Origin of the sequence: Bosea sp. Tri-49, from assembly GCF_003952665.1 — a bacterium.
Classification (GTDB): domain Bacteria; phylum Pseudomonadota; class Alphaproteobacteria; order Rhizobiales; family Beijerinckiaceae; genus Allobosea.
In genome coordinates this window covers 1776589-1797737 of record NZ_CP017946.1, presented here as the reverse complement: position 1 = coordinate 1797737, position 21149 = coordinate 1776589, and the positions used below count along the sequence as shown (strand labels likewise).

At 67.0% G+C, this 21149-nt stretch carries 15 protein-coding genes; 4 read left to right on the top strand and 11 right to left on the bottom strand.

What is annotated here, in order from left to right; genetic code table 11:
- Nucleotide 1 precedes the first annotated feature (1 nt).
- The 10 genes from BLM15_RS08815 to BLM15_RS08770 form a co-directional block, all read right to left on the bottom strand.
- Nucleotides 2–2191, bottom strand: a complete 2190-nt coding sequence (locus tag BLM15_RS08815) for a TonB-dependent receptor (protein ID WP_164547447.1) — start codon at nt 2189–2191, stop codon at nt 2–4.
- 20 nt (nt 2192–2211) lie between these two features.
- Nucleotides 2212–3471 carry an MFS transporter gene (locus BLM15_RS08810; protein WP_164547446.1) on the bottom strand — a complete coding sequence of 420 codons (1260 nt, stop codon included), beginning with the start codon at nt 3469–3471 and terminating at the stop codon, nt 2212–2214.
- Nucleotides 3425–5197, bottom strand: coding sequence for an ABC transporter ATP-binding protein (locus tag BLM15_RS08805; RefSeq protein WP_126112281.1), 1773 nt, complete (start codon nt 5195–5197; stop codon nt 3425–3427). Before BLM15_RS08805 ends, BLM15_RS08810 begins: the two co-directional genes overlap by 47 nt.
- On the bottom strand, nt 5194–6942 hold the full coding sequence (locus BLM15_RS08800; RefSeq protein ID WP_126112279.1) for an ABC transporter ATP-binding protein: 1749 nt from the start codon (nt 6940–6942) through the stop codon (nt 5194–5196). The genes BLM15_RS08805 and BLM15_RS08800 overlap by 4 nt, the downstream gene beginning before the upstream one ends.
- A gap of 232 nt (nt 6943–7174) precedes the next feature.
- Nucleotides 7175–8179: a helix-turn-helix transcriptional regulator gene (locus BLM15_RS08795; RefSeq protein WP_126112277.1), complete on the bottom strand. Its 1005-nt coding sequence runs from the start codon at nt 8177–8179 to the stop codon at nt 7175–7177.
- Between the two features lie 177 nt (nt 8180–8356).
- A complete protein-coding gene (locus BLM15_RS08790; RefSeq protein ID WP_126112275.1) occupies nt 8357–9103 on the bottom strand; it encodes a siderophore-interacting protein in 747 nt (248 codons plus the stop codon).
- Nucleotides 9100–10209, bottom strand: a complete 1110-nt coding sequence (locus BLM15_RS08785; RefSeq protein WP_126112273.1) for an ABC transporter substrate-binding protein — start codon at nt 10207–10209, stop codon at nt 9100–9102. The genes BLM15_RS08790 and BLM15_RS08785 overlap by 4 nt, the downstream gene beginning before the upstream one ends.
- A gap of 22 nt (nt 10210–10231) precedes the next feature.
- Nucleotides 10232–12721, bottom strand: a complete 2490-nt coding sequence (locus BLM15_RS08780) for a TonB-dependent receptor (RefSeq protein WP_236846614.1) — start codon at nt 12719–12721, stop codon at nt 10232–10234.
- Nucleotides 12722–12828: 107 nt separating this feature from the next.
- Nucleotides 12829–13788, bottom strand: coding sequence for a FecR family protein (locus BLM15_RS08775; protein ID WP_126112271.1), 960 nt, complete (start codon nt 13786–13788; stop codon nt 12829–12831).
- A gap of 112 nt (nt 13789–13900) precedes the next feature.
- Entirely contained in the window at nt 13901–14425 is a 525-nt protein-coding gene (locus tag BLM15_RS08770) for an RNA polymerase sigma factor (RefSeq protein WP_126112269.1), read from the bottom strand.
- A 482-nt stretch (nt 14426–14907) separates the two neighbouring features.
- Between BLM15_RS08770 and BLM15_RS08765 the strand changes: the two genes are divergently transcribed.
- Both BLM15_RS08765 and BLM15_RS08760 read left to right on the top strand, forming a co-directional pair.
- Entirely contained in the window at nt 14908–15810 is a 903-nt protein-coding gene (locus tag BLM15_RS08765; RefSeq protein ID WP_164547445.1) for an ABC transporter substrate-binding protein, read from the top strand.
- Nucleotides 15807–18488: an ATP-binding protein gene (locus BLM15_RS08760; protein ID WP_126112265.1), complete on the top strand. Its 2682-nt coding sequence runs from the start codon at nt 15807–15809 to the stop codon at nt 18486–18488. The genes BLM15_RS08765 and BLM15_RS08760 overlap by 4 nt, the downstream gene beginning before the upstream one ends.
- Here BLM15_RS08760 and BLM15_RS08755 read toward each other — a convergent pair.
- Nucleotides 18485–19234 carry a response regulator transcription factor gene (locus BLM15_RS08755; RefSeq protein WP_126112263.1) on the bottom strand — a complete coding sequence of 250 codons (750 nt, stop codon included), beginning with the start codon at nt 19232–19234 and terminating at the stop codon, nt 18485–18487. The genes BLM15_RS08760 and BLM15_RS08755 overlap by 4 nt on opposite strands.
- Before the next feature lie 257 nt (nt 19235–19491).
- Here BLM15_RS08755 and BLM15_RS08750 point away from each other — a divergent pair, with 257 nt between their 5' ends.
- Together BLM15_RS08750 and BLM15_RS08745 are read left to right on the top strand one after the other, a co-directional pair.
- Nucleotides 19492–20076, top strand: coding sequence for an ANTAR domain-containing response regulator (locus tag BLM15_RS08750; RefSeq protein ID WP_126112261.1), 585 nt, complete (start codon nt 19492–19494; stop codon nt 20074–20076).
- A complete protein-coding gene (locus BLM15_RS08745) occupies nt 20073–21113 on the top strand; it encodes a CmpA/NrtA family ABC transporter substrate-binding protein (protein ID WP_126112259.1) in 1041 nt (346 codons plus the stop codon). The genes BLM15_RS08750 and BLM15_RS08745 overlap by 4 nt, the downstream gene beginning before the upstream one ends.
- Nucleotides 21114–21149: the final 36 nt, after the last annotated feature.

Genomic DNA, 21149 nt, shown 5'->3' with positions numbered 1-21149 from the left:
CTCAGAACTTCAGCGAGGTGCCGGCGCCGATCGTCGCGCCGCGGGCATAGACCGCGCCGTAGACCGGCGCGCCGCTCAGCACGCTGGTGCCGTAGGGCTGAGCGAAAGTGACGTAGCGCTTGTCGAGCAGGTTCTCGCCGAAGATGTAGGCCTCGCCCTTCTCCCATTCGAGGCCGAGCCGGGCCGAGAGCAGGTGCACCGCCTTGAGCTTGGAGAGGTTGCCGGCTTCCGAATAGCGCGGGCCGATATAGTTGTAGCCGACGCGGGCGAGCAGGTTCGCCGGGCCGAAGGCCGCAATACCGAGCGTGCCGAGTGGCGTGCGATAGGTCACCGAGGCCTTGCCGGCCCATTCCGGCACCTGCGGCAGCTGGTTGCCTTTCTTCAGGCCGGGCTGCGTCGCGGCTGCAGCGGCCGGCACGTCGGTGATCTCGGTCGAGGTGCAGGTCAGGCCACCGGCGATCTCCCAGTTGTCGTTGACGCGCCAGCTCGCATCGAGCTCGACGCCATAGCTCTGCGTATCAAGGTTGAGCGAGCGTTGGGCGAAGTTCTGCAGATCGTAGGTAAGGATCTGCTCCTTGCTGACATCGTTGTAGAACAGCGCCGCCGAGACCTTCAGCTTGTCATCGAGGAAGGAGCCGCGGCTGCCGAGCTCGTAGGCGATCGTGCTCGAGGAATCGTAAGGGGTGCGCGGCACGCCAGCCCACATCAGCGAGTTGAAGGTGCCGAAACCGCCGCTCTTGTAGCCGCGCGAGATGCTGGCATAGCTGGTGAACTTGTCGCTCCATTCATAGGAGAGCGAGGCGCGGCCGGTCCAGAAATTATAGTCCTTCTTGCCGGCTTCGGCGAAGACCGGGACCGTGCTGGGCGTGCCGTCGCTGTAGAACTGGCCGTCATAGTCCTTCTGCTCGCGGGTATAGCGGCCGCCGAGCGAGAGTTTCAGCCGGTCGAGCACCGGATAGGTCGCCTCGCCGAAGACCGCCTGGCCGGTCGTGGTCTGGTGCAGGTTGTCGAAGCCCGTGACCGGCGGTCCGTAGACGAAGACATTGCGGGCCGAGAACAGCTTCGCCTCGTCGCGGTAATAGGAGGCGCCGGCCACCCATTGCAGCTTGTCGCCCGCGTTCGAGCTCAGGCGCAACTCCTGGGTAAAGCGGTTCTGATCGGTATTCCGGTCGAAGTAATTGCCGGCAATATTGCCGAAGGCGCTGGTCGGCAGGCCGCTGATGCGGCTGCCGAGGAAGAAGTCGGCGCCGTTATAAGTCAGGTCGGAGCGGATCGTGTTGTAGGAGGTCTGCGAGGTGAAGGTGAAGTGCTCGAAGCTGTGCTCGAACTTCGACTGCAGCGCATAGCTCGTCACCGATTCACGCGCGAGATTCTGCGCCGCCACGATCGGGAAGCCGTCGCCCTTCAGCGTGTAGTAGACCGGCACGCCATCCGTGCCGTCGGCACTGCCGGTGAGCGTCCAGGTCGTCCGGTCCGTCGGCGTGACGCGCAGCGTCAGGCGACCCGTGGCGCTCTGCTCGCGGCCGAGATCGGGGCCGACGACATTGTTGACGTAGCCGTCGATGCCCCGCAGGCGGAAGGCGAGGCGGGCGCCGAGCTTGTCCTTGATCAGCGGGCCGCCGATCGCGCCCTCGAGCATGCGGTGGTTCTGCGTGCCGTACTCGGCCCGCAGGTAGCCCTTCCAGGTCTCATCGGGCAGCATCGGCACGAGGTTGACCGCGCCGCCGGTGGTATTGCGGCCGAATAGCGTGCTCTGAGGCCCCTTCAGCACCTCGACGCGCTCGAGGTCGAGATAGTTGGCATTGGAGGAGCCGATCGGCAGCGGCGTGCCGTCGACGAAGGTCAGGGCCGAGGAATCGTCGGGGCCGAGCGGGAACAGGATCGGCCCGACGCCGCGCATGATCAGGAACGAGGTCGAGCGATCGCCGAAGCCCGGCATATAGACGCCAGCGACATCCTTCAGTGCGGACGGGGCGTCATAGGCGCGCTTCTCGTCGAGCTGCTGGCGGGTCTGGGCGTCGACGGTGAAGGGCACGTCCCAGAGCCGCTCATTGCGTTTGCGTGCGGTCACGGTGATTTCGTCGAGCTCGATCGTGCTCTGGGCGAAGGCGAGATCGGCGACCGGAAGCGAGGCGGCAGCGGCAAGCGCCGTGGTCGCGAGCAGGCGGAAAGCGCAGTTAGGGCGGCCCATTTGGGTCTTGCTCCGGTTGATCATGAAGTCGTGTCGGTTTCGTCAGCGCTGCGTCCGGCGACCCAGGCGAGGGCGACGCCGGCAGCGCAGAGCAGGGCGGAGAGGGACAGCAGGATCGGCAGGCCGAAGCGGCCGATCACCAGCCCGGCCAGGATTGCGAAGACGGTCGAGACGAAGGCGTCGAGGCTCGACAGGCTCGCCGCTCGCGTCGCGCCGCGCGGGCCGCCGCAGCTCTTCAGCACGAGGGCGCGGAAGACGACAAAGAAGCCGTAGCCGAGCGCCATCACCAACAGCGACAGCGCAATCGCGGCTGCTGGGCCGACCTTGGGCGCGGCCAACGCGATCGCGCCGAAGCCGAGCGCGGAGGCGAGGCTGATCACTGCCGCCATATGCCAGGCGCTGAGGCGTTGCAGAGCAAGGCCGGTCGCCCAGGCGGCGATCAGACCCACGCCATTGGCGCCGGCCGCGGAGACCAGCGCGATCTGGCCGAGACTGAGGCCGGCATCGACCTGCAGGACCGGGAGCATGCCGCCGGCGAGTGCGAGCCCGCCATGCAGCGTCAGCGCCAGCCCGATCCGCCGCCGTGACGAGGCGCCGACGAGGAAGCGCCAGAGCCCCCGCTGCGTGATCTCATTCGCGTCGGGCAGGAACGCGTCGGGCAGGAACGCGTCGGGCGCCGCGGCTGGCAGCGCGAGCGCCGGCAGGGCCAGCGCCGCCATCGTTGCCATCAGCAGCCAGACCACGACGTGCCAGTCGGCCCCGTCGCAGGCGAGGATGCCGAGGCCCATGGCGAGCCCGCCGAGCGCAAAGCCGCTGCCCTGCAAGGCTGCGCTGCGCGCCCGCTCCACCGCCGGCAGCATCGCCATCAGATAGCCGTCGAGGGCGATCGTGGCAGTCGCGATCAGGACGATCAGCACCGTCGCTGCGAGCGTGATCGAGATCGCCCCGGTCGCGGGTGAATAGGCCAGCAGGGACGCGATGCCGAGCACCGCAAGGCCGAGGCAGGTCAGGACGATGCGGCGGTAGATCGGCGCGCGCTGCCGGCCCATCCGGTCGACCAGCGGCGCCCAGATCGCCCTGAGCGCGAAGGGCAGATAGGCGAGGAAGACGAGATTGGCGATCTCGGGCGGCTGCCCGGCTTGGCGCAGACTCGCCGGCAGGATGTTGTAGATGAAGAACAGGGGCACGGCCGCGGCGGCGTAGACCGCGCCGATGCCGAGCCGCAGCATGCCGTCAGCGCCAGAAGAGCGCGTCCGGAAACCCTCCACCATCGTCGTCATCAACGCAGCCTCCAGCCGGCGGCGCGGTCCTGCGCCTGCCAGAGCCGAGCGTAGAGCCCAGTGCCAGCAATTCCTCATGGCGGCCGCGCTCGACGATCTGGCCGGCTTCCATCACCAGGATCTGGTCGGCGCCGGCGATGCTGCGCAGGCGATGCGCCACCACCACGACCGTGCGGCCGTCCTCGAGCGCGGAGATGGCCTGCTGGATGGCGCGCTCATTGAGCGGGTCCATCGCCGAGGAGGCCTCGTCGAGCAGCAGGATCGGCGCATCCTTCAGGAGGGCGCGGGCGACGGCGACGCGCTGCCGCTCGCCACCGGAGAGCGTGCGTCCGCCTTCGCCGATGCGGGTGTCGAGCCCATCGGGAAGAGCCGCGATCAGTTCTTCCAGGCGCGCGGCGCGGATCGCAGCGTTGAGCTTCTCCTCGCTCGCCTGCGGATCGCCGAGCAGGAGATTGGCGCGCAGGGTGTCGCGAAAGAGGTGGACGTCCTGGTTGACGAAGCCGGTCAACGCCTGCAGTCGGGCCGGGTCGAGTGTCGAAAGATCGGTGCCGCCAAGGAAGGCGCGGCCTTCTGTCGGATCGACGAAGCGCAGCATCAAAGCGAGCAGGCTCGACTTGCCGGCGCCGCTCGGCCCGACGATGGCGACGGTCGCGCCCGGCTTGACCTCGAAGCTGACGTTGTTCACTGCGTCGAGTTTGTCCGCGCCATAGCGCAGATGCGCGCCATCCAGCTTCAGCGTCAGCGGCCGCCCAGGCTCGGTGACGTGCCCGCCCAGCACCGGCTCGGCCAGGAAGCGCGAGATATTGGCCTCGGCCTGGATGCCGAGCATGACCACCAGCGCCTGCGGTAGCACCGCCATGGCCAGCGTCTGACTCGCTGCCAAGGCCAGGAAGAAGGCAGGCACCAGCCAGAGCGACAGCCCCGCCTCTCCGCGCCACGCGAAGGCAAGAAGCGCGAACGGCAAGGCGAGCGTCATCGCGAAGGCGGCGAGGCCCTGCAGCGAGACGACCTGCGGCGTCGAATTGAGCATCAGCTTGCGCATGCGCCGAGCTGCGTCGGCGAGGCGGGCGAAGGCGCCATCTCCGGCGCAGAAGGAGCGGAACACGGCGATGCCCTCGCCATATTCGCCGATCAATTGGTTCAATCCAGCGATCTCGGTATTGCGCGCGGAGAGCAACCGCTGGAGCACGCGGGCGGCGACGGGCATCGCCGCGAGGCCGAGCGCGAAGGCGAGGATGACGCAGAGCGCCGTGCGAGCGTCAAAGGCGAAAACGCAGGCGAGCAGGCAGGCACCGGCCGCGAGCCCACCGAACAGGCGGTTCAGGCTGAAGGTCGAGACCTCGTTGATCCAGCGGCCGTCCTCGCTGAACAGAGTGGCGAGGCGGGCGGCGCTCCAGCGCTGCAAAGCGCCGATCGGGACGACGCGCATCCGGTCGAGCAAGCGATTGCGGACGGTCTCGGTGACGACGTTGCCGGCATGGAAGCCATTCGTCCAGGCGCGGCGGATCAGCAGCATGCGCAGCGCAACCGCCGCCGGCACGGCGAGCACATAAGGCAGTATCGCGATGATATCGGCATTGCCTTGTTGCAGGCGCAGCAGGCCGAGCGCGACCGCGAGCGCCGGAAGGGCAGCCGCGAGCCCTTCGAGGAAGGTCAGCAGCATGGCGCGGAGGAAGGCCGCACGCGCCGAGCCGAGATGGGCGAAAAGCAAAGCGGTGAGCTTCATGCCAGGCTCTCCTCGCGAGCGTCAGCCGGCGCATCGGTCTGGCCGGAGGCATGGCGGTGCCGGCGCACCTCCTCCTGGGCACGCCACATCGCCGCGTAGAGTCCCTCGCTCGCCAAAAGCTCGGCATGCGATCCCTGCTCGGCCACGCGGCCGGAATCGAGTACGGCGATCATGTCGGCATGGGCGATGGTGTGCAGGCGGTGCGCGATCACGATCAGGGTGCGCTGCCGGGCGAGCGCGGCGATCGCGTCCTGGATCAGCGCCTCGTTCTCCGGATCGGCGAAGGCGGTGGCTTCGTCGAGGACAAGGATCGGCGCGTCCTTGAGGATGGCGCGGGCGATCGAGATGCGCTGGCGCTCACCGCCGGAGAAGCCGAAGCCGCGCTCGCCGATCACCGTGTCATAGCCCTGCGGCAAGGCCGCGACGAAGTCGTGTGCTTGGGCGGCCCGTGCTGCCGCAATGATCTCCGCCTCGGACGCGTCAGGCTTCGCCAGGCGGATGTTCTCCGCTACCGTTCCGGCGAACAGGAAGACATCCTGGAAGACATAGGCGACATGGGCGTTGAGGATATCCGGCGTGATCTTGCGGACATCGACGCCGCCGATCCGGATGGCGCCGGCCTCGACATCGTGGAAGCGGGCGATCAGACGGGCTAGGGTTGACTTGCCCGAACCGCTCGGCCCGACCAGCGCCAGGCAGCGGCCGGGCGGAACCGCGAGTTCGACCGCGTCGAGGACGCGCCGGCTGCCATAGCTGAACGTCGATCCGGCGAAGTGGACCGAGGCGTCGGTCGGCACCTTGGGCTCGGCAGCGGCGGGCAGTTCCGGCGCGGCGAGGGCGGTATCGATCCGATCGAGCAGCTCGACCTGCTTCATCAGTCTGTGGCTGATGCCCTGCAGCGAGGAGAAGACGTCGCCGAGCCCATAGGTCACAGCGAGGAAGGCGGCGAGCGTGCTGGTGCCGATCCAGCCGGCTGCAGCCATCACGAGCCCGGCAGGGGCGGCGAAGAGGAGATGGCTGGTTAGGAGCACCTGCGCGACCGATCCCGGCACTACGGCATGGCGCGCCCAGTTCTCGGAGAGCTCGGTCATCTCAGCGAAGGCGCGCCGCGCCCGCGCCGTCGCCTGGCCGTCCTGGTTGAAGGCGCGCACGGTCGGGAGCCCGTCGGCCATCTCGGCCACGGTCTCGGCCATGCGTGCCTGGATCTGGAGATAGTCGCGGGTGACGCCCTCGCCCTGCTGCATGACGCGGCCGATCAACACCATGCCGAAGCCGAGCGGCAGCAGGGCCAGGATGGTCAGGCGCCAGTCGATCAGGGCGAGCAGCAGGATGGCGACGACCGGGGCGACGATCGCTGCGCTGAGCTCCGGCACGATATGGGCCATGCCATCCTCGACGCCCTCGACATCGTCGAGCAGCACGGTGCGCAGTTCGCCCTTGGAGCGATTGTCGAAGAAGCCGAGCGGCACACGCGTCAGCTTGGCGGCGAGCTCGATGCGGAGCTCCTCCTGCGTCGCGAAGGCGATGTGGTGTGACAGTCCTGTCGAGAGTGCGAACAGCGCCTGGCGTCCGGCGACGCCGGCGAGCGCCGCCAGGCCGAGCGAGGCCAGCCAGCTTGAGGTCGCGGTGCCGTCGAGCAGGGCCGCGAGCGCCAGAGCCGCCGCGACATAGGGTGCGAGCGAGAGCAGTGCCGAGGTCGTGCCGCAAAGGACGGAGAGCAGGAGCAAGCCGCGGCGCCGGCGCATCAGAGCAAGCAACCGTCCTGCGATAGCACCGAGCGAAACGGGTGCGGCGGCCGTCTGTTCACCTTGCTTCCGGGCGATACCGGCCGTCTCGTCGTGATGTGCTGCCGTCACCGGGAAAACTTCTGAACCGCTGAACCTGCGGCCGTTCTATGGTGCGGCCTGAGTGGGCTCCACGCGCCCGGCGTTTGCGGCTCGGTGTTTTTCCTTTGCGGGCGCGAACGCCCTGGAAGACTTACAAATCCTGGGATGGTGGCCGGCCGAAACGGCGGCGATAGGCGGTCGCGAAATTGGCCGGGCTGGCGAAGCCGACGCGATAGGCGATCGTCGCGACCGAAAGCTGCCGCTGCCGGACCAGCATGCGTGCGACTTCGAGGCGCCGGTCGCGCAGATAGTCGATGATGGTGGTACCGAATGCGGTCTTGAAGCTGCGGCGCAGATCCGTCTCGTTGAGGCCGATCGTCCGGGCGAGCTCCGGCACGCTCGGCGGATCGGCGAGGCGCGAATCGAGCAGCAGCCGGGCCTGTTCGGCGTGATCACGATGGGAGCGTGACAAGACGGGGATAGCGCTGTCGCTGGCCTGGTGCAGCAGCCCGGCCAGTTCGACCAGCGCCGAGAGGATGCGACTCTCGGCATAGATCTGCGCCAGCACACCGGAATAGGGATTGTCGGCGAGCTGGGTCAGCAGAATCCGCAAGGCGACGCTGTGCTCGATCTCGTGGAAGGCAAAGCCGTCGTCGAGCAGGCGGGCCAGACCGGCACTGCCGGCCGGTCCGTCTTCTGCGAGGCTGCGCAGGAAGTCGGTGCCGATATGGAAGCCGCTCATCCGGCAGATCTGCCCGCGCCGCTGGCCCGAGGTGATCTCGACTTCACGGCCGACGCCGAGCAGGGTCGGCACGCCGATGCGCTGGCTCGCGATCGAGCGTCCGCCGACGAAGCCGGTGTGCTCGCCGGCGGTCAGCATGCCGACGAACAGGCTCGGGCGATAGCAGCCGACGACGCGCTCTTCGTTCAGATATTCGAGATCGCAGCCGGTCACGTGGACATCGGGCCGGACCGGCTCCATCCAGTAGCTGCCGCGCGCGAAAGGCAGCGTGGGCCGCGCCGGCCGCGATGTCCCGCTCAGGTCGAGATAACGTGTGCTGTCCATGTAGGCAGCAACGTCCTCATAGGTGACCTGGCCACTGGCGTGGAGAGCACCGTCGCTGACAGCCGGTTGTCCGAGGATGTTGAAGGTCATCGCGGGCCCTGAAAAGACGCGTGGCCCGAAAGTACGATACTATGGTCGGCGCGGACAATACGCTGTCAGAAGATCGAAAATGGAATAATTTCGATCAAGGATAAGTATTTGCCGTCCCTGCCCGGGGGGTTGGTAGCTAGCTTTCTACCAACGGTAGAGGGGGCAAGGACTTCCAGTTCAATCGTCGACATGGTCGTGGCCGCCGACGCGGCCGGGCCGCCAATAGCCCTCTGAGGCGATCGCGGTCTTGGGCATGCCCGACTGCACGAGATGATGCCGCCAGGAGCGGACATTGCTCGTCTCGCCCATCAGATAGGCCTGGCCTCGGCCGACCGGAAGCGGCAGCGCGCGCAGGGTTTCCAGCACCAGCAGGTTCGGCCCGGCAGGAATGCTGTCGCGCGCCAGCCAGCGGCAGGTCAATGTCGCGGCGGTGTCGATGGCGGCTTCGTCCTGTGCCGAGGCGGTCTCGATCAGCGCATGGACGATCGTGCCTGCCGGAAGCGTCTCCAGCATGTGGCGCAGCGCCGGAATGCCGGTCTCGTCGACGCAGAACAGGTGCCAGTCGGCATCCGGCGCGATCACGCTGCGGCCGCGCGGGCCAAGCGCGAGCAGAGCGTCTCCTGGGCGCGCGGCCTTCGCCCAGCTTGGCGCCGGGGTTGCGCCGTGCAGGACGAAGTCGATGGCGAGCCGCTTCGCCTGCCGATCGAGCCAGCGAATGGTGTAGTCGCGCCGGCCGGTGCCGCCCTCCGGCAGCGGCATGCGCAGGACGAGCGCCTGGCCCGGCCGATAATCGAGCTGGTCCAGCGTGTCGGCGGTGAAGACGACGCGGCGAAGCCGAGGCTCGACGTCGAAGGCCTCGACGACGGAGAGGTGCCATTCGTCGAGGGCAGGGCGGGGCGCGAGGGCTGTGGGTGCTTCAGTCATGGCAGGGAGGTCCAGTAGACGCCGTCGAGGGGGAAGGGCTGGAAGCGTTCGTGCAGTTGGCGCAGCAGCGCTTCGGGATCGAGATCGGCGAAGAGCGCCGGGTGCATCCATCTGGCGAAGGCCTGCACCGCCGCGACATTGAAGGGCGAATTATAGAAGTGGTGCCAGACCGCATGCGCCCTGCCAAGGCGCACCGCCTCAAGCTGCGAAATGCCGGTGCGTGCCATCGAGCGCTTCAGGCTCGCCTGCGCGACCTCGGCTGGAACCCCCGCACCGAGCGCGAGCCAGGGCTTGCTGTCGGCTGAAGCGGCGCCGCCGATCGCGGTGCCGACATAGACCTGCGGCGGGTGGGCGATCAGCCATTCCAGGCTGACGGTTCCGGCCTCGCCCGGCACCATCGCCTCGGCGACGTTGAAGCCGCCCGCCGCGGTAACGAAACGGCCGATCATGCCGCGCGTCATCGTCTCGCAGCAGCTCGCATCGAGTCCGACGCGGCTTTCGACGAAGACGCCGACCGGCGCCGGCTTCGCCTGCTTCAGCCGGTCCTCGACCTCAGCCAAGGCGGCGCGCCAGACCGCAAAGAACTCCGCTGCCTCCTTCTCGCGGCCCAGCACCTCGCCGAGCAGCTCCAGCGATCTTGGCGTGTTGACCAGGGGATCGCTGCGGAAATCGATGAAGACGATCGCCGTGCCGGTCTTCTCCAGCGCTGCGATCACCTCGCCCGAGCGCGTGTCGGGGCCGTGGCCGCCGAGGCTGAAGATCGCGACCTGCGGTTTCAGCGCGATCGCCTTCTCCAGGCTGAAGCTCTCCTTGGCGGCGCGGCCGATCCGGGCGATCTCGGCGATCTTCGGGAAGCGCTCGCGATAGCGGGCATAGCTTGCCGGATCGACGGCTTCGTAATCGCCCATCATCCCGACCAGGCGACCCAGGGGATCGTCCCGGTCGAGGATGGCGAGGGCGGGGACATAGCGACCCTCGCCGATGATGATGCGCTCGACCTTGTCGGGAACCGTCACCGTCCTGCCGGCGAGATCGGTCACCTGCTTCGCCGCCGCCATGGCGGGTGGAAGCAGGAGGGACAGGCTGAGCAGAGCGGCGCGCAACATCGCGTTCGGCTTTCCGTATCCGCTAGAAATCGACCTGGGCGGAGAGCACGTACGTCCGAGGCGCTCCGACCGCCAGGAAGCCGCGCGCGGCGGATGCCCAATACGTCCGGTCGAAGACGTTCTCGACACTGGCCCTGAGCACCACGGGCTTGCCCGCCGGGCCGGTGAAGGCATAGCGCAGGCCGAGATCGAAGCGCGTCCAGTCTGGAACCGACTGTGTGTTCGCCTGATCGTAGAACATCTTGCTCGTGTAGATCATCCGGCCGGTGACGGTGAGCCCGCGCACCCAAGGCAGATCGTATTCGCCATAGAGATTGATCGACGTGGTCGGGATGCCCGGCGCGGTCTTGCCGTTGAAGCGGCCGCCGGCCGTGTCGGCGAGCTCTGCGTCCATGAAGGTGACGCCACCGAGCAACCGCACGCCTTCGAACGGTTCGCCGAACACCGTGAACTCGGCGCCACGGTTGACCTGGAGGCCGCTCACCGAGAAGCGGTTCGTGGCCGGGTCGGTATAGGCGTTCGGCTGCCGGATCTCGAAGAGCGAGGCCGTGACGGCCACGGTGCCGAAATCGTATTTGACGCCGACCTCGGTCTGCTTGTTGACGACGGGCGCGAAAACCTCGCTGGAGTTGATCGCCGTCGCCGGTGCGCTCGGCCCTTCGGTCAGGCCTTCGATGTAGTTGGCGTAGATGGAGAGCTTGTCGGTCGGGCGCACGACCGCCGCGATCGCCGGGCTGAACCGCCCTTCCTTGTAGGTCGAGGCGAGCGTGCCCTGGGTGGGGACGGGGCGCGTGACATAGCTCTTCAGCGCGATGTCCTGATAGCGCCCGCCAACCGTCACCTGGATCCGGTCTCCGGCCACCGAGAGGGTGTCGGCTATCGCCACGCTGCGCAGCATCAGGCTGGTGAAAAGCGGCTGCCGGCTGGAGCGCGGGAAGCCGAAGGTATTGACGGAATCACGCGGCAGATGTGTCGGTGCGTAGATGTTGGTCTGGAAGGTCGGCAATGCCGGCGGGAAGAAGCCGCGCGAATAGTTCTCGTTGATCGACTGCGAGGCGGAGACGTTGAGCTGATGGTCGATGAAGCCGGTCTGGAATTTCGAGCGCACACCGATCTCGCCCGAATAGCCCTGCAGTTCCAGCGGCATGATGGCGAGGCTGTTGGTGGCGCGGCCATCCAGATTGGTGATCTGATAGGACGACGACAGGAAGTCCTCGCGATAGCGGCTGGCGCCGGCGGCAGCGTAGATCGTCGTGTCGGGCGTCAGGTCGAATTCAACCCGGCCGGCGGCCATGTTGTAGCGGCTGTCATTGTACTCGAGCGAGCTCGACGTGTTCCTGCGCCCGTTCGGAGCACGCGGGATGACGATGTTGGGCGCCGCTGCGTTGAACAGCGATGTCGGCGCCGTGACGTTCTGGGTGGAATGGGCAAGGTCCAGCGAGGCGCGGAAGCGATCGCCGCGATAGTCGAGGCCGAGCGAGAGGTTGCCGACCTCGATGGCGTTCTTGTCGAGCGGCGTGTCGCCCTTCCGGTAGGAGCCGTTGAAACGGACGCCCCATTCCCTGGATACGCCGAAGCGGCGGCCGATGTCGGCATGCGTCCACAGTTGCGCGTCGCTGAGATAGGTCGTCGTGACGCGCGTCAGCGGCTCGTCGAAGGCGCGCTTGGGGATGAGGTTGATCGTGCCGCCGATGCGGCTGACCCCGCCATTGAGAAGGGCGGTCGGGCCTTTCAGGATCTCGACGCGCTCGATGCCTTCGACGACGCTGCGGCGCGGGTTGGCGATATAGGCCAGGCCATCGAAGGCCGTGTCGAGATTGACCACCGAGAAGCCGCGGATGAAGAAGGAATCCCGTTCGCTGAACGGCGGGGCATCGTTGCGGACCGATGGGTCGTTCTGCACCACGTCGGCGAGCGACCTCGCCTGCTGGTCCTGGATCAGCTTCGCCGTGTAGCCCGTGACGTTGAATGGCGTCGTCAGGACCGAGCGGTTTCCAAGCAGGCCGATCCGGGTCCCGGTTCCGACCTGGCCGCCTGCATAGGGAACGGGAGGCTGGCCGATGGTTCCGGTCGGCGGCGGCAGACCGCGCGCGCCTTCGACCAGCACCTCGTCGAGCGGGATCGCGCCGGCCGGCGCCACACCGGTCGTCGCAGCGCTCCGAGCAGCCTCGACGGTGATCGAGCGCGCACCGGTGAAGCGATAGGTCAGGCTGGTGCCGGCAAGCAGGCGCTGCAGCGCGGCCTCGGGCGATTGCGCACCCGACACCGCGCCTGAGCGCTTGCCGGCCGCCAGCGAAGACGGGACGAAGATCTCGATCCTGGTCTGGCGCGAGAAGGCGATCAGCGCCGAGGAGAGCGCCTGAGCGGGGATGTCGATTGCGACGCTCGTCGCCGCAGAGGCCTGAGCCAACACCGGCTGCGTGGCGAAACAGCCGAGTGCCGTGCCCGCCAGCAGCGCAGCGATCATCGCCGGCCGGACCGCCTGTTGTCCGACCTTGTTCCTGCTCGTCATAGTCCGAAACCCCTGTCCGCGATCCCGCGGAGCGCCGTCCTGGCGCTCCCCCGTTGGGGAAGACGCTCGGGGGAGAAAAACTAATTAGGTGCTGGAGCGATTTTTCTTCACCAGGCGACGAGAGCGACGAAATAGTCCGTCGCGCGCAGCAGGCGCAGGTCGAGATTGTGGGCAATGGTTTCGAGCGCCGCATCGGGGCGCCTGGCGTCGAAGACGGCGGTGATCCGCCGCTTGCCGAGCTCGCCGCCGAGCAGCTGGATGGTGCCGCGGCGATAGCGTCGCAGTTCGGTCAGAACGGCATCCAGTGGCGCATCATGGAAGACGAGCTGGTCCTGTCGCCATGCCTGGACCGTATCGAGATCGGCCAGGCGCACGGCCGAGACGCCATTTCGATCATAGCTGACCTCCTGGCCGGCAACGACGCTGACGGCCGTGCTTTCGGCCGCCTTGACCGCAACCTTGCTCTCGGTGACGACGACCGAGACCGCTTCGTCCTGGCCGATCTTGACGTCGAAAGCGGTGCCGAGCACTGCGATCTCGCCTTGGCCAGCGCTGACGACGAAGGGCCGCGCGGGGTCGCGTGCCACCGTGAAGAAGGCCTCGCCAGCGACCAGTCTGGCGGCGCGCCGGGAGCCAGTGAAATCGACATCGATCGCGCTTGCCGGGCCCAGCTCGATCCGGGACCCGTCCGCCAGCGCGATCATGCGGCGCTCGCCGATGCCGGTGCGGTGGTCGGCCAATAATCCAGCCGGCGCCAGGCGCCAGACTGCGGTAACAGCCAGCAAAATCATCGCGGCGGCGGCGAGAGGCCGCCATCGCGGGCGGGGTCTGCCGCGCAGGGCGCTCTTCGCAACGATGCTCGACGTCGCCGCCAGCGTCGGCACGGCGACCTGATCCAACGTTCCCCAGATGGCTTCGAGCTCGCGCCATGCCTGTTCATGCGAGTGGCTGGCTCCCAGCCACACGGCAAAGGCGGCCCGGTCCGCTTCGGATGCCTCCTCGTCGCGCAGCAGGACGAACCAGGCGACGGCGTCGTCGTCGACGGTACTGGTGGGGCTCATATCCATCAGCGCGTCGGTCCGAGCCGCAATGCCGGTTTTCGCAGACGCATCGCGCGCAAATGCTCCATCTTTCAACCCGCTGGGCTGTCCTGTTCTTTAGACGATCTCGCAGGGAAAACTAATTAGCGCCCTGGCGATTTTTCTCGCGCATGTGGCGCCGCAGCAGGTTCATGGCGTTGGCGAGATGCACCATGACGGTGTTGCGGGAGATCCCGAGGCGCAGCGCGATCTCGGCATAGCTGAGCTCTTCGAACTTGTGCAGCAGCAGCACTTCGCGACAACGCGGCGGCAAGGCGGCGAGCGCCTGCTCGAGGTCCCGTACCTTGTCACGCTCGACCAGCCGGGCTTCGGTCGACGGGGCAGGGTCGGCAACCATCAGTGCATCCGGGGGCTCCGCTTCGAACAGGCGGTTCGTCCGCTGTTCGCGTCGCCAATGGTCGATCGCAATGCTGTCGGCCGCGCGGCTGAGATAGGCGCTGGCGTCGCGGATGTCGTTTTGGGGCGTCCTGAGCAGGCGCAGGAACAGCTCCTGCACCGCGTCGGCCGCCTGCTGGGCGCTGAGCCCGCGCCCGATCAGCCGCCGCCGCAGTCTGTCCTGCTCGGCTGCGTAAAGTGCGGCGACGCTGAGCGCACTGTCCGACATCGATCCTCACGTCGCGCCACGGCGGCGCCTGCGAGCGCTATGAGGCGCTTGAGGAAAGAAAGTCAATAAAAACAGTAGTTTATACGATCTCTAATGTATGTTGTTTGCTGCCGGCGGCTGTCTTGCGCGTTGCATCATGATCGCTGCGCCTGCAGTCGGCAGGGAGAGCGCCGAGTCTTGAGGTGGCAATCCGGAGTTGACCCAGAGCTGCTCATCTGCCGCTGCCGAGTGAGATTCAAGAGTTTGGTCATTTCCGCCACATCGGGCTTTGGTGAGATTCTAGAGGGCGAATGCTCGCGCGAGCTGCTCTCGACGCACCGTGGCAGACCATGCGAAACTTTCCGTAAGAGGCGCGGCTGGGGTGTCGCCTCGTGGACCCGGCTCACACGATGCATCGTCGTTCCTTTCTGATCGCCTTGGGAGCATCGGGACTCACGATCCCTGATCGGTGGGCTCTGGCGGCGGAGCCCGTGAGGCGGATCATGCTGATGGTCGGGGTGCCGTTCGACCATCCCCTCCTGCGCGCCCGAATGGTGGAGCTGAGGCGGCTTATGGCCGAGAGGGGGTGGGTCGAAGGCCGGAATCTGCTTATGACTTGGCGGTTCTCCGGGGTGAACGAGGATGATCTGGCGCGGGCTGCCGCTGATGTGGTCCGCGAAAAGCCCGAGGTCATCGTTGTCGGCTCCAGCGCCGAGACTGCGGCTGTCCTGGAACAAACCCGGCAGATCCCCGTGCTGTTCTCTACCGCGTCCGATCCCGTCGGCAGCGGTTTCGTCCGCTCGCTGGAGCGCCCTGACGGGAACGCAACGGGGTTCAGCAACAACGACCCGGCGATCTCGGAGAAATGGGTCGAGCTCTTGACCGAGATCGCACCCGCGACCCGCCGCATCGGCGTGGTCTTCAACCCCTACACGACGCCGGCTGCGGGCAAGAGCTATCTCGCGCGCCTGCAGACCAGCATTTCGGGTGCGGAGCTTGCTCTCGAAGCCGTCCACGTGACCGAGGCATCGCAAATCGCGCACGAGATCGCGGCGTTCGCCGCAAGGGGGAGCGGGGGCGGTCTGGTGTTCCTGCCGGACAGTTTCACCTTCCGCAATGCCGCGGCCTGCGCGACTGCCGCGGCGCAGCAACGATTGCCGGCGATCTATCCGTTCGACACCTTCACGCTGCAGGGCGGCTTGATCTCCTATAGCGGGGCGCGCGAGGAAACGGCCGAGTTGATCGCCTCCTATATCGATCTCATCCTGCGAGGGGCGAATGTCGCCGAGCTGCCGGTGCAGTTCTCGCGCAGCTTCGAGCTGGTCATCAATCGAACCGCTGCCGCAGCCCTGGGGCTCGACCTGCCGCCGTCCCTGCGAATCCGCGCGACCCGGATCGTGTCGTGACGCTGCATGCGGCTGCGGAACAGGACAGCGCATCGCGGCCGCGAGTTGGCCTCACCCGCAAGTATACGGTTTTCGTCGTCGTCGCGATCTGCTTGGCCCTCGGGCTCAATACGGCAATTGCAGCTCTCTTCGCCTTCTCGGATCAGCGGGCTTTGCTCGTACGTGTCCAGCAGGAGCAGGCCCGGGCGGCGGCGCAGAGAATCGGCGCCTTCGTCGCCGACATCATGAGCGATCTCGACTGGGCCTCCGAGAACGGCATTGGCAATGCTTCGCCCGAAGAGCGCCACCTCGATGGCTTGAGGCTGCTGCGGCAGGTTCCCGCCATCCTTGACCTGCGCCAGATCGACCAGGAGGGGCGCGAACAGCTCTTCCTCTCGCGTTTCGCACGCGACCGGGCTGGCAGCGATGCAGACTGGTCCGCCGACCACGGTTTCCAGGCCGCGCTTGCAAAGGGCAAGTTCTATGGCGAGGTCGAGTTCCGGCGCGGCTCGGAGCCGCATATGGTGCTGCTCCGGCGTTCGGCCTTCGCTCCGCACCGGGTTGCGCGGGCGACCGTCAATCTCGTCTTCATCCGCGATGTCGTGGCCCGGCTCAAGGTCGGCGAGGCCGGCCGCGCCTACATCGTTACGCGCTCCGGCCGGCTGATCGCCCATCCCGACCTGCGTTTCGTCCTCCGGAATACCAATCTCGCCGATCTGGTGGACGCACATGCGGCGGCTGGCGGCTCGGGCGCCGGACTTTCGATGACGGATGTCGAGGGTCGGCGCGTCCTCTCCGTCATGGCCGCCGTACCGGATCTCGATTGGAACGTGGTCGTCGACCTGCCAGAAAGAGAGGCCTTCGCGCCGATCCATGCCTCGATCTTGCGCTCGCTGTCGCTGCTGGCCGTCGCGCTTTTCGTCGCTGTACTGGTCGGCATCGCTCTCAGCCGCAAGCTCGTCGCTCCGATCAAGGCGCTCGGCGCTGGTGCCGCGCGGATCGGTCAGGGCGAATTGGACGAGCGGATCGACATCCGCACCGGCGACGAACTGCAGGAGCTCGGCGAACAGTTCAACCTGATGGCCGAACGCCTCGCGGAAAGCCGCGCCGTGCTCGAAGACAAGGTTACGGAGCGCACGGCCGCCCTGAAGAAGGCGCTCGAACTTGCCTCGGCCGGGCAGAAGGCGGCGGAAGAGGCGACGCGCGCCAAGTCCCGGTTCCTCGCCGTGGTCGGGCACGATATCCGGACGCCACTGTCCGGCGTGCTCGGGGTTCTGGAGCTGATCGATCGTGGGCGCCTGAGCCAGCGCGACCGCCGTCTCATCACCATGGCCGCGACCTCTGGCGAAGCGCTGGTCGATCTTGCCAATGCGACGCTCGACCTGTCCCGGCTGGAGGCCGGAACCGAAAATCTGGATCTGCGCGATTTCGAGCTTGGGGCCCTACTGACCGCGACCGAGGCGTTGATGCGTCCCCTGGCAGAGCAGAAGGGACTGGTCCTAAAGCTGCAGCCCCCGCCCGGGGGCCTGCGCCTGCACGGCGATTCCGGCAAGATTCACCGCGTCATCGTCAACCTTTTGCGCAATGCGATCAGCTTCACCGAGCAGGGCGAGGTCGAATTCGGTGCCGCTCTCCAGCCGGCATCGGCGTCGCAGCGCGCCAGGCTGAGACTGACGGTGCGCGACACTGGCATAGGCATCGATCCCGCCGTACAGGATCATATCTTCCGCGATTTCGTCCAGGTGGACCCGGAAACGGGGCGCCGCAACGGCGGGGCTGGTCTCGGATTGGCGATCTGCAGAAAGCTGGTCGAGTTGATGGGGGGCTCGATCTCCGTCGCCAGCGTAAGGGGGCAAGGCAGCACCTTTTCCGTCAGCTTGCCACTGGCTGCGGCCAAAGCCGCGGCTCGGCCCGGCGAGGCGTCTCCGGAGCAGCTGCAGCGGATTCTCGTCGTCGACGACGACCCCGTGACGCGCGAGGTCGCCCGGCTCATGGTCGGCAAGGCCGGTCACAAGGTGCAGGCTGTGGCCTCGGGAGAGGCGGCCGTGAAAATCCTGCGCAAGCGGACTTTCGATCTAATCCTGCTCGACATGCACATGGGCGGTGGCATGGACGGCATCGAAACCACGCGGGCGATCCGCGCTTTGCCCGCCATCGCGCAGCCTCGGATCGTGGCGCTGACGGCGGATGTCTCTCCGGAGACGATGCGGCGGATGCGTGCTGCGGGACTGGCGACCATCCTGTCCAAGCCGATCACCTCGGCGGCACTCCTGCAGATGATCGGCCGCAGGGGAGGCCGCAGCGGCCGAGGCCCGGTCGTGGCCCTGTCGTCGGATCAGCCCGTCGACGTCACCTTCTTCCGAACCCAGCGAGGGTTGATCGGCGAGGCACGGACGCGGCAACTCGTGGCGCTATTCGCGACCGTGTCCGCGGCCATTCTGAAGGGCATGGGGGAGGCCGCTGAACGCCTTGACCGTGTCGAGCTCGGCCGGTTGGCTCATCAGTTGGCGAGCTCGGCAGGCGCCGTCGGACTTGGACAAGTCTTCGCCCTCGCCACTGCACTCGAGCGCGAGACGACGGGCGCAAGCGTCGAGGCGTTGACGCTCGCGATCGACACACTCGACCGAGCCCGCACGGAAGCGCTCGACGCACTCGCCGGGTTGGAAGGGCAGGTGCTTGCCGAGGCGGCTGTGCCCTAGATGTCGCGCTCCACGGGAACACCGAGCTTGTAGCCGGTTCCGCTGACGGTCCTGATCATGCCCGCCTTGCCCGTATCCCCCAGCTTCTTGCGCAGGCGCGCGACCAATGCGTCGACGCTGCGTGCATCGACAGAGGTATCGCGGTTGCTGACGACCTCGATCAGGTAGTCGCGGGTCAGAGGGTGGCCTTCGCTTTCGACAAGAGCCGCGAGCAGGTCGAATTCGCCGCGGGTCAGACGGATCGGATCGCCGTTGATCGTCGCAAGCTCGCGGCGCCGCAGGTCCATGTTGAAGGGGCCGAAGGTGACCGTGATGTTGCGGCGCGCCATGTCGCGCTCGATCTTGCGCCGGCGCAGCAGCGAACGGGCGCGGGCGAGCAGGTCGCGCAGATCGACGGGCTTGCCGACATAGTGGTCGCCGGCGAGCTCCAGCCCGACGATCCGGTCGATATCTGCATCGCGATGCGTCACGAAGATGATGCCGGCGTCGGACACTGCTTGAAGCTCCCTGGCGAGCTCGAATCCGTCCCCGTCCGGCAAGACGACGTCGATGAAGATCAGATCCGGCTTGAAGCGCCGGACCGTCTGCCTGGCCTGGGCCATGGTTTCCGTCTCCTCGACCAGAAACCCCTGATCGACGAAATATCCCGAAATGACCGTGCGGGTGACAGGATCGTCCTCGACGATGACGAGCCGCTCACGAGATGTCGCATCCATCAGCTCTGATGTCCCGATCAGCCGGCGCATGTCCTTGGTGGCTCTTGCGACGCGGGTGACGGACGATTCTACAGAGATCGGGCCACTGCAAGCGGCGGACGATAAAATTGTAGACGACTGTTCATCGGTATCGGTGGCCAAGGGCGCTCGCAGGTGCGCAGACACATCGCGATCTGACGTAGGCCGAGCGACTGAACGGCGCCCTGGCCTCGGGCCCCAAGTCAGCGCGAAAGTAGGTCTGGCTCGAATCCTGCTTCCCGTCCTGGAGCAATGCGCATTCACAGAGCATGACGTCAGACATCAAGATCTTGGTTGTCGATGCGAACCCGATCCGGGCCGCCATCATCGAAGAGGGCCTGCGGGAGGCCGGCTTCGGCGCCATCATCCGGGTCAGCGAGACGAAGGGGCTGGTCGCGGCGATCGGGCAGCATGATCCCGACGTGGTGGTCATCGACCTGGAGAACCCCAGCCGGGACGCGCTCGCCGACATGTTCCAGGTCAGTCGCCATGTCAGGCGGCCGATCACCATGTTCGTCGATCAGTCGGACGCCGGCCAGATCGAGGCCGCGGTCGAGGCGGGGGTCTCCGCCTATATCGTCGACGGCCTGCGGAAGGAGCGGATGAAGCCGATCCTGCAGACCTGCATCAGCCGCTTCAACGCCTTCAGCAAGCTGCGCGAGGAACTCGACGAGGCCCGCTCGCAGCTCGACGAGCGTAAGCTCGTCGATCGCGCCAAGGGCATCGTCATGCGCCTGAAGGGGCTGGGCGAGGACGAGGCCTACGCCCTGATGCGCCGCACCGCGATGAACGAGAAGCGCAAGCTCGCCGACATCGCCCGTTCCATCATCACAGCCGCCGAGGTGCTGAAATGACCTTGCACCTGCGGATCGGGTTCCTGCCGCTGGTCGATGCGGCCCTGCTGGTCGCCGCCGCCGATACCGGAATCGCCGAGGCACATGGGCTCGCGCTCGAGCTCGTGCGCGACGTCTCCTGGTCGAACCTGCGCGACCGCCTGCATGTGCGCCTGCTCGATGCCGCGCATATGCTGGCGCCGGCGGCGATCGCTTCGACGCTCGGCATCGGCGGCGTCACCGCGCCGATGGCGGCTCCGATCCTGCTGAACCTGAACGGCAACGCACTCACCGTCTCGGCGCGCCGGTTCGAAGAGATGGCGCGCGTCGCGACAGGTGATCTGGCGGACCCGCTGGTCTCGGCCAAGGCGCTCGCGACGCTTATCTCCGCCCGCAAAGCCTCCGGTCTGCCGCCGCTCGCTTTCGCCGCGGTCTTCGGTTTCTCCTGCCATACCTATCTGCTGCACGACTGGATGGCGCTCGCCGGCATCGGGCTCGGCGAGGATGTCCGGCTCGAGATCGTGCCGCCGGTCCGCACGGTCGAGGCGCTCGCCAGCGGCGAGGTCGACGGCTTCTGCGCCGGCGCGCCTTGGAACACCCTGGCAGTGGAGTCCGGCGTCGGGGCGATCCTGCATTGCGGCGTCGATCTCATGCCGGACCTGCCGGAAAAAGTGCTGGCCTGGCGCGCCGATGACGTCGATCGGCGAAGCGAGGCGGTCTCGCGCCTGAACGCGGCGTTGATTGAAGCGAGCCGCTGGGTCTCGAACGAAGCGAATTGGCCTAGCCTCGCCAGCTTGCTCGCGGCCTCCGATCGCCTCGCGGCGCCCGCCGCCTTGATCGAAGCGATCCTGCGTGGCGATATCGTCCAGGGCGGCGGGCGACCGCTTCGACAGGTGCCGTCCTATATCCGCTTCGACACCGTTGCGATCCGTCCCGATCCAGCTCATGCCGACCGCGTGCTCGCCGCAATGGCGCGGGCCGGGCAGGTCGTGGTCACGCCCGAATTGACCGAGCGGGCGCGGGCAGTGTTCAGGCCGCTCGTCACCGAGCTGGCGTAGGGATGAAATTCTAGGCACGCCTAAAAATTACGCAGA